The following is a 14774-nucleotide window of genomic DNA, read 5'->3' as shown; positions in this document are numbered from 1 at the left end:
TGAATATGCCATCTGGTGAAAGCTTAATGACGGCGCTGCCAGATCCACAGCGCCGTTATTGCCAGCGCAAATAGCGCACCGAAGCCAATGCCAATGGGCACGACCGGGATGCCTACCATTACCGCCAGCGAGTAAATGCCCAGCATCAACAACATGGCGCTGTTTTCGCCAAGGTTTTGTACTGCAATTGCATTCCCCGCCCCGACGCTTTTTTTACCCCGCTCCTGTAGCAACGCATTGAGCGGAACGACAAAAAAGCCTCCCAGCACGCCAATCAGCATCAACAAAGCATAGGCTGGCAGCAGCTCGTGTTGCAGGGAGAAAATCAGTACCACCACGCCAATCAAAATCCCGGCTGGCATACAGCGTGACACGGTTTCCAGCGTAACTAACTTCGCTGCCGTACCTGCACCAACCACGATACCAATCGCTACCATCGCGTTGAGATAGGTCGGCGTAGCGTTATCGGTAATACCCAGCGCCACCGGTACCCACAGCACCAACAGGAAACGCAGCGTGACACCCGCTCCCCAGAATAAACTGGTGCCCACCAGCGAAAAACGCGTTTCACCATTGCGCCATAGCGAGGTGCAGGCATTCAGGAAACTGCGGGTCATGCTGATGAGATTCCAGGACTGCCCCGGACGCGCCGCCGCCAGTTTGGGAATGTAGATATTGGCAACGACCGCGCCACCGTAGGCCAGTGCGCATGCGGCCAGGGCGATCAGGACATGCCAGTCAGCCAGAACACCACCAGCTACGGAACCGAGCAAAATCGCCGCAATGGTAGAGGCTTCCATTAAACCGTTAGCTTTTACTAACTTACTACCCGTGGTTAATTCGCCGAGAATACCGTATTTCGCCGGGGAATAGGCTGCCGCACCAACACCCACCAGCGTATAGCCGAGAAACGGATTGATGCCAAAGCAGATACTGGCTGCGCCCAGCAGCTTCAGGCCGTTGGCAAACATCATCACCCGACCTTTGGCGAAGCTATCTGCCACCTGCCCGACAAACGGCGCAAAAAGAATGTAAGCACCTACAAACACCATTTGCAGAATGGGCTGGCTCCACTCCGGATAGAACTGCGCTTTCAGTAACGCCAGAGTGGCAAACAGCAGCGCGTTATCGCCAAACGCAGAGAGAAACTGCGCCACGATAACCGCTTTCATCCCCTTCGACCACAACGAAGTGTTAGTGTGCACTGACTCACTCATCGTGTTGTTCCGCTTCGTCTACCCAGCTTTTCAACGTGACAAAGTCAGGTTTGCCGCTGCCAAGTAATGGCATCTGTTTCAGATAGCGAATATCGCGCGGTACAGCAAGCTCCGGCACGCCGTGCTCGCGGGCATACTGTTGTAACTTATCGCGCGTCAGTTCGTTATCTGTGGTGAAAAGCACCAGTGCCTCGCCTTTGCTGGCATCGCTCTTAATCGCAGTGGCATGGACTTTATCTGGCGAAACACCAAGTGCCAGTTGTTCCACCATTTCCAGCGACACCATTTCGCCTGCAATTTTGGCAAAGCGTTTTGCGCGGCCCTGAATCTGCACAAAGCCCTGCTCGTCAAAACGCACGATATCGCCAGTGTCATACCAGCCGCGCTCCATTTCGCCGCGAACATTCTCGGCGGTGGGCACTTCCAGTACACCAGGCTTCTCCACCCGCAGATAGCCGTTCATTATGTTCGGCCCTTTCAGTTGCAGGCGTCCGCCCTCTTCGATACCAGGAACCGACAACAGGCGCGCATCCATTCCTGGTAGAATACGCCCTACCGTACCGGGTTTCGCCGCCATCGGTACGTTGATAGAAACGACAGGCGCGCATTCGGTCACACCGTAGCCTTCAAGGATGCGCAGGCCAAATTTATCCTGCCAAAGCTGTTTAGTACTTTCTTGTAGTTTTTCTGCGCCTGCCACCACATAGCGTAGACGATAGAAGTCATACGGGTTGGCAAAGCGCGCGTAGTGACCGAGGAAAGTCGAGGTACCGAACAACACGGTGCAACTGCGGTCATACACCAACTCCGGCACAATGCGGTAATGCAGCGGGCTTGGATAAAGGAACACTTCTGCACCTGTGAGCAGTGGCGTAAACAGGCCTACCGTCAGCCCAAAGGAGTGAAACAGCGGTAACGCCGACATAAAGCGATCGTTGGTGGTGAAGTCGGCAATCGTTTTAATTTGCTCGACGTTCGCCAGAATGCTTTTATGGCTATGGACGACGCCTTTCGGATGGCCTTCAGAACCGGAGGTAAAGAGGATAAGCGCCTCTTCTTCCGGCTGTTGTTTTACCTGGGCCAGACGCGGCATCAACAGATGGGCAAAGATCCATATTTTGTCAGCAGTGGTGACGTCCGCTTTTAAATCTTCCAGATAGACCCAGCGCACCTGAGTAAGTTGCTCTGGCAGATGCCAGAGTTTGCCTTTATCGAGAAACTGACGGGAAGTGAAGATGGTTTTGATTTCAGCCGCCGTAATAGCACTGGTCAACCCTTTTACCCCGGCGGTGTAGTTCATCATTGCGGGAATGCGGCGACGGGCGATGGCCCCAAAAATCACTGCCGCACTGATGCCTGCATTGGGCAGCATTAAGCCGATGCGTTCGCCTTCAACACTGTATTTTTCAAGGATGCGTCCAACAAACAGCGTTTTCGTAAGCAATTTGCGATAGGAGTCCGGGGTAAAGTTAACGTCTTCGACACATTTCTTCCCGGCTCCGAAGCGGTACATTGCGCTCAGTAAAGATTCGTACAGCGTTTCACGCGGGCGCACCGCCATACGCGCTTCCATCATTATTTGATGCAGCATTTCGCCAGCGATTTTGCGACGGTCACGGGCACGCGGCGCATCCGGCATCTCCACCTGCGTTGGTGGCAAAATATGCAGAGTAATTTGCGGAAACAAGCGACGTTTAACCAGACCTTTCAGGCGGCTGAAGTGCGTAAGTTCCGCCCCTTCAATACGCACAGGAATAACCGTTGCACCAGACTTCGCCGCGACAAATCCCGCGCCATCGTAGATTTTCATCAGCGAGCCAGTGGTGGTGATGCGTCCTTCAGGGAAAATCACCACTGGTCGGCCCTGTTCCACCAGACGTACCAGATGTTTAATCGCCATAGGTTGCGTCGGGTCGAGAGGAACAAAGTCGATAAATGATTTCAGCCAACGCATATACCACTGTTGGCTTATTGAGGTGTAAACGGCAAATACCGGACGTACGGGTAAAAACAATGCCAGCAGTATGCCATCAATAAAAGAAACGTGATTAGGCGTAATTAGAACGCGCTCGCCCTTCAGTGCCTTGGTGTCACCCGTAACGCGAACGCGATACAAAACACGGCACAAATTTCGAAAAAAGCTAAAAAGCATTCCAACTCCCTTTGCTCAAATTCAGTAAAAGCGAATGGAGGGAGATTACACGAGATAAAGAACGCGAGCGACAGTAAATTAGGTGCGAAAAAAAACCTGCGCATCCGCGCAGGTTGGTGCAAGAGACAGGGTACGAAGAGCGTACCGAATAATCTCACCAATCAATACCTCTGGGATCTTGATTGTGGTCTGCACAACGACTCTTCGCCAGCGAGAAAACGCAAAGGAATGAAGGGAAATGCAACGAGGTGTGTAAATTGTCGGTTACTGTTACAGATTGATGACCGGCAAAAAAAAACCTGCGCATCTGCGCAGGCTGGTGTAATTCATGTGCTCAACCCGAAGTTGACTTCACCTATCAATACCTCTGGGACCACTACTTTAGCAACCTGAAGCCAAACGCAACCAGCGGTCAATCGCAACAGCGTTTCGCAAAGTGTAACCAAAGGTTTGCAATCTCTTTTTTTGTCTTATTTATTTGCGTTTGGCTCACATTCCCACGATGAAAACACGTCGCCACTTGAACCAACAGGTATTTTCCGTAACACTGACAGAATGTAAGCGTTTACCCACTAAGGTATTTTCATGGCGACCATAAAGGATGTAGCCCGACTGGCAGGCGTTTCAGTCGCCACCGTTTCCCGCGTCATTAATAATTCACCCAAAGCCAGCGAAGCTTCCCGACTGGCTGTGCATAGTGCAATGGAGTCTCTTAGCTATCACCCGAACGCCAACGCCCGTGCGCTGGCGCAGCAGACCACTGAAACGATCGGTCTGGTCGTTGGTGATGTTTCCGATCCGTTTTTCGGTGCAATGGTGAAAGCGGTCGAACAGGTGGCTTATCACACTGGTAATTTTTTATTGATTGGCAACGGTTACCACAACGAGCAAAAAGAGCGTCAGGCCATTGAGCAACTGATCCGCCACCGCTGTGCTGCGCTGGTTGTCCATGCCAAAATGATCCCGGATGCCGATTTAGCCTCATTAATGAAACAAATGCCCGGTATGGTGCTGATCAACCGTATCCTGCCTGGCTTTGAAAACCGTTGTATTGCTCTGGACGATCGTTACGGTGCCTGGCTGGCAACGCGTCATTTAATTCAGCAAGGTCATACCCGCATTGGTTATTTGTGCTCTAACCACTCTATTTCTGACGCCGAAGATCGTCTGCAGGGTTATTACGATGCCCTCGCTGAAAGTGGTATTCCGGCCAATGATCGGCTGGTGACATTTGGCGAACCGGACGAAAGCGGCGGCGAACAGGCAATGACCGAGCTTTTGGGACGCGGAAGGAATTTCACTGCGGTAGCCTGTTATAACGATTCAATGGCAGCGGGTGCGATGGGCGTTCTCAATGATAATGGTATTGAAGTACCGGGTGAGATTTCGTTAATTGGCTTTGATGATGTGCTGGTGTCACGCTATGTGCGCCCGCGTCTGACCACCGTGCGTTACCCAATCGTGACGATGGCGACCCAGGCTGCCGAACTGGCTTTGGCGCTGGCTGATAATCGCCCTCTCCCGGAAATCACTAATGTCTTTAGTCCGACGCTGGTACGTCGCCATTCAGTGTCAACTCCGTCGCTGGAGGCAAGTCATCATGCAACCAGCGACTAACCGCAGTTAAAGCAATTCCAGCGCCAGTAATTCTTCAATGGTCTGGCGACGGCGAATCAACCGCGCCTGACCATTATCAAACAGAACTTCTGGTAACAGCGGACGGCTATTGTAGTTGGATGACATTGATGCGCCATATGCCCCTGTATCATGCAGTACCAGATAATCACCTGCCTTCACTTCCGGCAAGGCGCGGGTTTCGACATTTCCCCCTTCCTGCTGGGTAAAGACATCGCCCGATTCACATAACGGTCCGGCGACGACGGTTTCCACCGTTGGTGCGTGTTCCAGAGAACGACCATCAGATGCCAGGGCACTGATATGGTGGTAACTACCGTACATTGCCGGGCGCATCAGATCGTTGAACCCGGCATCAACCAGCACAAAGTGGCGGCTACCCATTTGTTTGACGCTCCGCACTTGAGTAATTAATACGCCTGCCTGCGCTACCAGAAAGCGACCCGGTTCAATTTCCAGTTTCACAGGATGGCCCAAATGGCGGGCGATTTGCTCACGCGCGGCATTCCACAGACCATAATAATGTTCGGTATCAACCGCCTCTTCACCCTGTTGATAAGGAATAGAAAGCCCACCGCCCGCAGAAATAGCCTGTAAATCCTGACCGAATTCGAGGACCTGACGCACCATAGCACCACATACCTGTTCCAGATGGGCATAATCAACGCCAGAACCAATGTGCATGTGAATGCCGACCAGCTGTAGATGATGACGTTGTATCACGTCCAGTGCGGCGGGCAGATCGGTGTACCAGATACCGTGCTTGCTGTTTTCGCCACCGGTATTGGTTTTTTGGCTATGTCCGTGACCAAACCCCGGATTAACGCGCAGCCATACCCGATGCCCTGGCGAAACCTGACCCAGTTGGTCGAGCATATCAACAGAACCCGCATTCACCGGAATTTGCAATTCACTGACGCATTCAATCGTCGCCTGATCGATAACATCTGCCGTAAAAACAATGTCATCGGGATGCGTTTGCGGATTGTATCCCGCCGCCAGTGCACGCTCTATTTCGCCTAACGAGACGGAATCCACTTTTACGCCCTGCTCACGCATTAAGCGCAAAATATGAATATTGGAACAGGCTTTCTGTGCAAAGCGCACCACATCAAACTGTTTCAGCGCTGCAATCTGCCGACGAATAATTTGCGCATCGTAGACCCACACCGGGCAGCCAAATTCTGCGGGCAAACGCAGCAGATTTTCGGCGGTGAGGTCGGTATCGGTGCTGAACAGTGAATGTGGCATAACAAACTCCAGATAAGTGCTTTTTTATGATTACGCCACATCATAAAAAGAATAAAAAATATCGATTTATGTCGAGTCTATGCAAAAATGATATGGATTACCGGATTGCGAGAGAGCGCTCATGGCCGCCGTTAACTTACGTCATATTGAAATTTTTCATGCGGTAATGACCGCCGGAAGCCTGACTGAGGCGGCACACCTGCTACACACCTCACAGCCAACCGTCAGCCGCGAACTGGCGCGCTTTGAGAAGGTGATCGGGCTGAAATTGTTTGAGCGCATACGTGGACGATTACATCCTACCGTGCAAGGACTGCGTCTGTTTGAAGAAGTGCAACGATCCTGGTACGGACTGGATCGCATTGTCAGTGCCGCAGAAAGTCTGCGCGAGTTTCGCCAGGGAGAACTGTCTATTGCCTGCCTGCCGGTCTTTTCGCAATCTTTTTTACCGCAGCTCCTGCAACCCTTTCTGGCACGTTATCCCGATGTCAGCTTAAACATCGTGCCCCAGGAATCACCGCTACTTGAAGAGTGGCTCTCGGCCCAGCGTCATGATTTAGGACTCACTGAAACGCTCCATACGCCTGCGGGAACAGAACGTACCGAATTACTCTCTTTAGATGAAGTGTGTGTGTTACCTCCGGGCCATCCGCTGGCGGTAAAAAAGGTATTAACGCCGGATGATTTTCAGGGTGAGAACTACATCAGCCTTTCCCGTACTGACAGCTATCGCCAGTTGCTGGATCAATTGTTTACTGAGAATCAGGTTAAACGACGCATGATCGTAGAAACCCACAGCGCCGCGTCAGTCTGCGCAATGGTACGGGCGGGGGTAGGTGTTTCGGTGGTTAACCCGCTCACCGCACTGGATTATGCGGCAAGCGGTTTAGTAGTGCGGCGGTTCAGTATTGCGGTTCCGTTCACCGTCAGCCTGATCCGCCCCCTGCACCGCCCGTCATCAGCGCTGGTTCAGGCGTTTAGTGAGCATTTACAAGCGGGATTACCGAAACTGGTCACTTCTCTTGACGCTATTTTGTCGTCAGCTACGACAGCATAAAAGCGACAGCATCCTCGGCATGGATCGCCGCGGTATCAAACACAGGCAGAACACTGCGCTCGTCTGGCACCAGTAAACCAATTTCCGTACAGCCAAAAATGACACCCTGTGCGCCCTGTTCTGCAAGGCGAGCAATCACTTGCGCATAATAAGTGCGTGACGCTTCGGTAAATTGCCCCAGACACAGTTCTTCAAAAATAATCTGATTAATTTTCGTCCGTTCATCCGCTTCAGGAATGAGACAGTTGATGGAAAATTGTTCCGTCAGCCGCCCGCGATAAAAATCCTGTTCCATGGTGTAACGCGTACCCAGCAGCGCCACACGAGTCATCCCAGCCCGGATAATTGCACGTCCAGTGGCATCCGCTATATGTAAGAAAGGCAGAGAGCAACGAGACTCAATGGCATCCGCCACTTTGTGCATCGTATTGGTACATAACACAATGCCTTCTGCGCCCGCCCGCTGTAAGCCAAGCGCCGCCTCAGCCAGAATATCCCCGGTTTTGTCCCACTCGCCGCGACGCTGGCACTCTTCTATTTCATGAAAATCGACGCTATGTAGCAGCACTTGCGCAGAGTGAAGCCCACCAAGCCGCTGTTTAATACCTTCATTAATCAGACGATAATAAGGAATAGTGGATTCCCAACTCATTCCTCCCAGCAAGCCAATTGTTTTCATTCCTCTCTCCTGATGTGTGTTACCGCAACAAGGCTGAATAAGGAACGAGACAAACGCCTCAACGGCCAGGTGCCCAATCTCTATTAACGAAAAAAGGGCCGGATGTACAGCACATCCGGCCCGTGAAATCAGACGCCGATATTTCTCAACTTTTCGCCTGCCATCAGTTTGCGTTCGATATGTTCCAGCGTGACATTTTTGGTTTCCGGAATGAGCCAGAAAGTGATGCCCACAAACGCAATGTTCAGCGCAGTGTAGAGCCAGAACGTACCGGCAGCGCCAATGCTATCAAGCAGTGTCAGGAAGGTCGCGCCGATAATCATATTCGACACCCAGTTTGTCGTCGTTGAGCAGGTGATGCCAAAATCGCGGCATTTCAGCGGCTGAATTTCAGAGCACAAGATCCACACCACTGGCGCGGCGCTCATCGCATAACCGGCAATACACATCATCGTCATGCCAACAGAGAGCCAGGACAAGCCACTGGAAGCCGTACCGTTATCAAACTGCATCAGGCAATAGCCCAGCACCAGAGTGCCTAACGCCATCACGCTGAAACCAATTTTCAGAGCCGGTTTACGCCCTGCTTTATCTACCGTAAAGACCGCAATGAAGGTGGCGAACATAAAGGTCAGCCCTACGACCAGAGTCGCAATCATCTGTTGTTCTGTGGTCGTAAAGCCCGCCATTTTGAAGATACGCGGCGCGTAGTACATGATGATGTTCATACCGGTAAACTGCTGCATCGCCTGCAACAACATACCGAGAAACACAGCACGACGGACGTTACGGTTGATCTTAAACAGTGCCCAACCGCCCTGTTTTAACTTCAGGCTTTCACGAATTTCGTTGAGTTCTTCTCGCGCTTTTTCCGACGTATCGCGCAGCATACGCAACACTTCTTCCGCCTCAATATGACGCCCCTTTTCCGCCAGCCAGCGCGGGCTATTTGGCAGGAAGACCACCAGAATAATCAGCAGGACTGCTGGTAAAGCAAGAACCCCCAACATTGCGCGCCAGTTACCGCTATAACTGAACGCTGTATCGGATAAAAACGCCAGCACGATGCCGAGTGTGACCATCAACTGGTACATACTGATCATCTTACCGCGAACGTTTTCACTTGCCATTTCAGAAAGATACAGAGGAGCGGTGTAAGACGCGATCCCGACAGCAATGCCCAGCACCACACGAGCGGCGATTAACATCTCTACGCTGGTCGCAAAAGCGGACCCTATCGAACCGAGCACAAAAAGGATAGCCCCCGCCATCAGGCTGTATTTACGCCCCAGGCGGAACGACAGCCACCCATTAAACAGCGCACCAATTGCTGCGCCGAGCATCATGCTACTGACCACCCATTCCTGCAAACGGCTGGTCAGCACAAAGTGATCGGTAATGAACGGCAAGGCTCCGGCGATTACGCCGATATCAAGACCAAATAACAATCCTGCGACCGCAGCAGCTACCGAAACAAACATATTCATACGCCGCGTATCCCGCAAAGAACGTGGCGTTAAAGCAGATTCCGTATTGATAGTAACCATTTTTTCCTGCCAGCAGAGAGTAAGACATAGTGAAAAAATACGTGAACAATTCACACAGGTGTCAGGTCGGAAATAGCATAAATATGGATTAAATTGCTGCGACATGTCGTTATGTGATGGATATTCCAATTTTCAAATTAAGTTGAATTATTGAGATTATTATTAACCAACTAATTTTAAAGCAGATAAAATTCATAAAGTTCACTAATTGATAATTGATATGGATTATTTCATAACCATGATATGGATTATGATGATCTACAGGTATAAAAAAACCTGCCATGCGGCAGGGTCATAAAAGTAAGAAGAATGGATTAACGAGCCAGCCAACCGCCATCCACGGCAATGGTATAACCATTCACATAATCTGAAGCACTGGAGGCAAGAAACACTACCGGCCCCATCAGGTCACTCGGCAGTCCCCAACGGCCAGCTGGAATGCGGTCGAGAATTTCCGCGCTACGTTGTTCATCTGCCCGTAGTTGTTGAGTATTGTTGGTCGCCATGTAACCCGGAGCTATCGCATTAACATTAATGTTGTGTTTAGCCCATTCATTCGCCATCAATCGCGTCACGCCCATCACACCGCTTTTTGATGCGGTATAAGAAGGCACACGGATCCCTCCCTGGAAGGAGAGCATTGACGCGATATTGATAATCTTGCCGCCATTGCCTTGTGCGATAAAGTGTTTCGCCGCTGCCTGAGACATGAAGAATACGCTCTTGATATTCAGGTTCATGACATCGTCCCAGTCTTTTTCGCTGAACTCGAGAGCATCTTCGCGCCGAATCAATCCGGCGTTATTCACCAGGATATCAATATGACCAAACTCAGCTACCGCGCGATCCAGCAGTCCAGGAATACCATCAATCTTTCGCAGATCGGCGGTCAGGCTTAAAAAACGACGCCCCAGCGCCGTGACCTGCTTGATGGTTTCAGTCGGTTCAACGATGTTAATGCCAACAATGTCACAGCCCGCTTGCGCCAGCCCCAACGCCATCCCCTGACCCAGTCCAGTATCACAACCAGTGACGACCGCAACTTTACCTTCGAGAGAAAATGCACTTAAAATCATAACAATACCTTATTCGTTTATGCCCACAACTAGCGCAAATCTTTAACGGCCACATGGTCCATATCATCAAAGACCTGGTTTTCACCGACCATGCCCCAGATAAAGGTATAAGCTTTGGTTCCGACACCGGAATGGATCGACCAGCTCGGGGAGATCACCGCCTGCTCGTTATGCATCACAATATGACGCGTTTCTTGCGGCTGCCCCATCATGTGGAAAACGCAGGCGTCATCATCCATATTGAAATAGAAATAAACTTCCATCCGGCGCTCGTGGGTGTGACACGGCATGGTGTTCCACAAGTTACCCGGAGCCAGCTCCGTCAGCCCCATACTCAATTGGCAGGTTTCCAGCACATCCGGGACAAAATATTTGTTAATCGTGCGACGGTTGCTGGTGAGGTTATCGCCTAACGTGACTGGAGATACTTCGTCCGGTGTGACTTTTTTGGTGGGATACGTCGTATGCGCAGGTGCGCAATTGTAATAAAACTTCGCCGGAGTAGCGGTATCAATACTGGCAAAGACAACTTCTTTTGCGCCTTTACCAACATACAGGGCTTCGCGGTGACCGATTTCATAGCATTGACCATCGACGGTAATCGTACCGGCACCGCCAATATTGATAACACCTAGCTCGCGACGTTCCAGGAAATAGCTTACCCCGAGTTGTTTACCAACTTCCCCGCCAACGGAAACCGTTTTAGTTACCGGCATAATGCCGCCAACAATAATACGGTCAATGTGGCTGTAAACCATGGTGTACTCATCGGCGACAAATACCTTTTCAACCAAAAATTCATTGCGCAACCCCTGGGTATCCAGCGTTTTTGCATGCGCACTGTGGATGCTCTGTCTTACGTCCACATCAACCTCCGATAATCAGTGAAGCGTGAAAATAGAAAACGATAGTGAAACGCTGTTTCGTTTTCTCTATAAGGAGATGATATGCCCACAGGATAGGGTTTTCAATTAAAAATAAAACAATGTTTCATTTTTAAGGTAAGGACTGAAAAAAGTGCAGTGTCGATCACGAATATGTCATGAGAATGGAAAAATCAGGGAGCCCTGAAAATGTATGTCGACTCGCCAGCCACCATTATTCAACAGATTAATGACGGCTGATATTTATCGGTAAGGAGGAAATGCAGAGCTATTCGTCACGTTCAATGGTCAATGCCACGCCCTGGCCCCCGCCGATACAAAGCGTAGCCAGTCCTTTGCGGGCATTACGTTTCACCATTTCATGAACCAGAGAAACCAGGATTCGGCAACCGGACGCGCCTATTGGGTGACCGAGCGCGATCGCGCCACCATTAACATTGACCCGACGCTCATCCCATTCAAGCATCTTGCCAACCGAAAGCGCCTGAGCAGCAAACGCTTCATTAGCCTCAATAAGATCGACATCAGCCAACTGCCAGCCGACACGTTCCAGGCAACGGCGTGTCGCATACACCGGCGCAATTCCCATTAATGCCGGATCTACACCAACGCTGGCAAATGCGCGAATGCGGGCAAGCACGGGTAAATTCAACGCTCGCGCTTTGGCTTCGCTCATCATCATTACCGCAGCTGCGCCATCGTTTATGGATGATGCATTACCCGCTGTCACAGAACCGAGACTATCAAATGAAGGATTTAAACGGGCCAAGCCTTCTGCACTGGCGTCAGTGCGTGGCTGTTCATCGGTATCAACAACCAACGCCTGACCGTTACTTTGGGTCATTACCGGGACGATTTCATCTTTAAATCGTCCGGCGTCAATCGCCGCTCGCGCTTTTTGTTGCGAGCTAAGTGCGTAAGCATCCTGCAACTGACGGCTGATGCCATATTCGCGAGCCAGATTTTCGGCGGTGACACCAATATGATAATCATTGAAGGCATCCCACAAGCCGTCATGCACCAGACTATCAACCAACTGGCTATTGCCAAGCTGTGCACCGGTGCGGCTATCTGTAAGAACGTGTGGTGCGCGGCTCATGTTTTCCTGGCCACCGGCGATGACAATATCCGCCTCGCCACACTGGATCGCCTGAGTAGCCAGATGCAGTGCTTTAAGCCCGGAACCGCAAACGTCATTAATAGTGATTGCAGAAACGCTGTTAGGAAGACCACCTTTAATAGCCGATTGCCTTGCCGGATTTTGCCCTGCCCCTGCAGTCAACACCTGACCAAGAATCACTTCATCCACCGCATATGCAGAAACACCGGTACGTTCTATTAACGCTTTCACGACCAGGCTGCCAAGTTCCACGGCGGAATGACCCGCTAACGCACCACGAAAACAGCCGATAGGTGTCCGTAACGCCCCGACAATCACAACGTCTTTCATCACAACCTCGCACCAATTAACAGTGCAATAGTAAATGATTGTTAATTACAGTTATCTTAATTGTTTAAAAAAAGTGATTTTTATCACAAAGGAAATACGCCTGACCAGCACTCAGAGACATAACTGGCACGTAAGGTTTGCAACCACTAACCCACCAATAGAGAGGTAGAAAGGGCGTTAATCTCCCATACTTAACCTGGTTTATGGTAAATTGCCCTCCATTTTGTTTAATTTGTAGATGATACGTTCAGATAATGTCTAATATTTGGTCAAAAGAAGAAACTCTGTGGAGTTTCGCGCTCTACGGCACAGCCGTTGGTGCAGGCACGCTCTTCCTTCCTATTCAGTTAGGTTCGGCAGGGGCTGTGGTCCTGTTTATTACTGCTCTGGTCGCCTGGCCTTTAACATATTGGCCACATAAAGCCTTATGCCAATTCATCCTCTCATCAAAAACATCAGCAGGTGAAGGGATAACGGGCGCGGTAACACACTACTATGGCAAGAAGATTGGTAATCTGATTACCACGCTGTACTTCATCGCCTTTTTTGTCGTCGTGTTGATATATGCCGTGGCAATTACCAACTCACTTACGGAACAGCTGGCAAAGCATATGGTTATTGATCTTCGCATCCGTATGTTGGTGAGTCTGGGTGTTGTATTAATCCTGAATCTCATTTTTCTGATGGGACGCCATGCCACTATTCGGGTAATGGGATTTTTGGTATTCCCATTGATTGCCTATTTCCTATTTCTATCTATTTACCTGGTCGGTAGTTGGCAACCTGATCTATTAACTACCCAGGTAGAGTTCAATCAGAATACCCTTCACCAGATATGGATATCGATTCCCGTGATGGTTTTCGCCTTTAGCCATACGCCCATTATTTCTACGTTTGCCATAGACAGACGTGAAAAATATGGCGAACACGCTATGGATAAATGCAAAAAAATTATGAAAGTCGCTTATCTCATCATCTGCATAAGTGTACTGTTCTTTGTCTTTAGCTGCCTGCTTTCTATTCCACCTTCGTATATTGAAGCGGCTAAAGAAGAAGGGGTTACCATTTTATCGGCGCTTTCTATGCTGCCGAACGCCCCAGCATGGTTGTCAATTTCCGGGATTATTGTCGCAGTAGTTGCGATGTCGAAATCATTCCTGGGTACGTACTTTGGCGTTATTGAAGGTGCCACGGAGGTCGTCAAAACAACACTACAGCAGGTTGGTGTAAAGAAAAGTCGTGCATTTAACCGCGCACTATCAATTATGTTGGTATCGCTCATTACCTTCTTTGTTTGTTGCATTAACCCGAACGCGATTTCGATGATTTACGCGATCAGCGGCCCGCTCATTGCCATGATACTTTTCATCATGCCTACGCTGTCAACATATCTCATCCCGGCGCTTAAACCCTGGCGTTCCATCGGAAATCTGATTACGCTGATCGTGGGTATCCTGTGCGTATCGGTAATGTTCTTTAGCTAATATCCGTTGTGAATGGTTCAAAATTGCTACAATTTTGAACCATTCCAGTTTTCATAATGTTCATTTGTTATTATTCCGCTCTATCACTTCTCTCGTCATATCCTAGTATTATCAGTTAGTTAAACACACAAAGAGATCTGAACATCTTAAATAAGACTATTTAAGATGCATAACTTAGATTCGCAAGATATCTTCTGGTCATTCAAAAACAATTTGCGATATAGATATTCTTATACCATGAGATAGTTATCTGAACCGTTCTCAACCATGCAAGATTAAATCAGTGAAACATAATCATATTTGATAACGAGAAATGCATTTTTAAATGCCTTACTCAGAATT

General features: G+C 49.8%; 11 protein-coding genes. 3 read left to right on the top strand and 8 right to left on the bottom strand.

Going from position 1 to position 14774, the window contains the following annotated elements; translation table 11 throughout:
- Positions 1 to 23: 23 nt before the first annotated feature.
- Entirely contained in the window at positions 24 to 1217 is a 1194-nt protein-coding gene (gene lplT, locus BEB42_RS06485; RefSeq protein WP_000004605.1) for a lysophospholipid transporter LplT, read from the bottom strand.
- Positions 1210 to 3369 (bottom strand): bifunctional acyl-ACP--phospholipid O-acyltransferase/long-chain-fatty-acid--ACP ligase, encoded by a 2160-nt coding sequence (gene aas, locus BEB42_RS06480; RefSeq protein WP_000899019.1) that lies wholly within the window; start codon positions 3367 to 3369, stop codon positions 1210 to 1212. The genes lplT and aas overlap by 8 nt, the downstream gene beginning before the upstream one ends.
- Before the next feature lie 585 nt (positions 3370 to 3954).
- On the opposite strand from aas, the gene galR reads away from it, so the two are divergent.
- The gene (galR, locus tag BEB42_RS06475; RefSeq protein WP_000201042.1) at positions 3955 to 4986 is read left to right on the top strand and encodes an HTH-type transcriptional regulator GalR; all 1032 of its coding nucleotides are present in this window, start codon (positions 3955 to 3957) and stop codon (positions 4984 to 4986) included.
- A gap of 6 nt (positions 4987 to 4992) precedes the next feature.
- Here the strand turns inward: galR and lysA are convergent, their stop codons facing one another.
- Positions 4993 to 6255: a diaminopimelate decarboxylase gene (gene lysA, locus BEB42_RS06470; protein WP_105267240.1), complete on the bottom strand. Its 1263-nt coding sequence runs from the start codon at positions 6253 to 6255 to the stop codon at positions 4993 to 4995.
- A gap of 121 nt (positions 6256 to 6376) precedes the next feature.
- On the opposite strand from lysA, the gene lysR reads away from it, so the two are divergent.
- Entirely contained in the window at positions 6377 to 7312 is a 936-nt protein-coding gene (gene lysR, locus BEB42_RS06465; RefSeq protein WP_039020555.1) for a DNA-binding transcriptional regulator LysR, read from the top strand.
- Here the strand turns inward: lysR and ygeA are convergent.
- The 5 genes from ygeA to BEB42_RS06440 form a co-directional block, all read right to left on the bottom strand.
- Positions 7299 to 7991, bottom strand: coding sequence for an amino acid racemase (gene ygeA / locus BEB42_RS06460; RefSeq protein WP_105267239.1), 693 nt, complete (start codon positions 7989 to 7991; stop codon positions 7299 to 7301). The genes lysR and ygeA overlap by 14 nt on opposite strands.
- A gap of 128 nt (positions 7992 to 8119) precedes the next feature.
- Positions 8120 to 9538 (bottom strand): arabinose-proton symporter AraE, encoded by a 1419-nt coding sequence (gene araE / locus BEB42_RS06455; RefSeq protein ID WP_000256438.1) that lies wholly within the window; start codon positions 9536 to 9538, stop codon positions 8120 to 8122.
- Between the two features lie 314 nt (positions 9539 to 9852).
- Positions 9853 to 10614: a 2-dehydro-3-deoxy-D-gluconate 5-dehydrogenase KduD gene (gene kduD / locus BEB42_RS06450; RefSeq protein WP_000603526.1), complete on the bottom strand. Its 762-nt coding sequence runs from the start codon at positions 10612 to 10614 to the stop codon at positions 9853 to 9855.
- Between the two features lie 29 nt (positions 10615 to 10643).
- A complete protein-coding gene (gene kduI / locus BEB42_RS06445; RefSeq protein WP_000383251.1) occupies positions 10644 to 11480 on the bottom strand; it encodes a 5-dehydro-4-deoxy-D-glucuronate isomerase in 837 nt (278 codons plus the stop codon).
- Positions 11481 to 11766: 286 nt separating this feature from the next.
- Positions 11767 to 12948 (bottom strand): acetyl-CoA C-acetyltransferase, encoded by a 1182-nt coding sequence (locus tag BEB42_RS06440; protein WP_000656039.1) that lies wholly within the window; start codon positions 12946 to 12948, stop codon positions 11767 to 11769.
- Between the two features lie 254 nt (positions 12949 to 13202).
- Here BEB42_RS06440 and BEB42_RS06435 point away from each other — a divergent pair, with 254 nt between their 5' ends.
- Positions 13203 to 14432, top strand: coding sequence for an amino acid permease (locus BEB42_RS06435; protein ID WP_000065947.1), 1230 nt, complete (start codon positions 13203 to 13205; stop codon positions 14430 to 14432).
- Positions 14433 to 14774 lie beyond the last annotated feature (342 nt).

Origin of the sequence: Escherichia sp. MOD1-EC5990, from assembly GCF_002965285.1 — a bacterium.
GTDB lineage: Bacteria > Pseudomonadota > Gammaproteobacteria > Enterobacterales > Enterobacteriaceae > Escherichia > Escherichia coli_F.
The sequence above is the reverse complement of the archived record's forward strand: the minus strand, read 5'-3'. Positions and strand labels throughout refer to the sequence as shown.

Excerpts from the sequence above, each read along its gene's own strand:
- lysA (WP_105267240.1), bottom strand. The coding sequence starts at position 6,255 with ATGCCACATTCACTGTTCAGCACCGATACCGACCTCACCGCCGAAAAT.
- BEB42_RS06440 (WP_000656039.1), bottom strand. The coding sequence starts at position 12,948 with ATGAAAGACGTTGTGATTGTCGGGGCGTTACGGACACCTATCGGCTGT.
- kduD (WP_000603526.1), bottom strand. The coding sequence starts at position 10,614 with ATGATTTTAAGTGCATTTTCTCTCGAAGGTAAAGTTGCGGTCGTCACT.
- aas (WP_000899019.1), bottom strand. The coding sequence starts at position 3,369 with ATGCTTTTTAGCTTTTTTCGAAATTTGTGCCGTGTTTTGTATCGCGTT.
- ygeA (WP_105267239.1), bottom strand. The coding sequence starts at position 7,991 with ATGAAAACAATTGGCTTGCTGGGAGGAATGAGTTGGGAATCCACTATT.
- lplT (WP_000004605.1), bottom strand. The coding sequence starts at position 1,217 with ATGAGTGAGTCAGTGCACACTAACACTTCGTTGTGGTCGAAGGGGATG.
- araE (WP_000256438.1), bottom strand. The coding sequence starts at position 9,538 with ATGGTTACTATCAATACGGAATCTGCTTTAACGCCACGTTCTTTGCGG.
- galR (WP_000201042.1), top strand. The coding sequence starts at position 3,955 with ATGGCGACCATAAAGGATGTAGCCCGACTGGCAGGCGTTTCAGTCGCC.
- lysR (WP_039020555.1), top strand. The coding sequence starts at position 6,377 with ATGGCCGCCGTTAACTTACGTCATATTGAAATTTTTCATGCGGTAATG.
- BEB42_RS06435 (WP_000065947.1), top strand. The coding sequence starts at position 13,203 with ATGTCTAATATTTGGTCAAAAGAAGAAACTCTGTGGAGTTTCGCGCTC.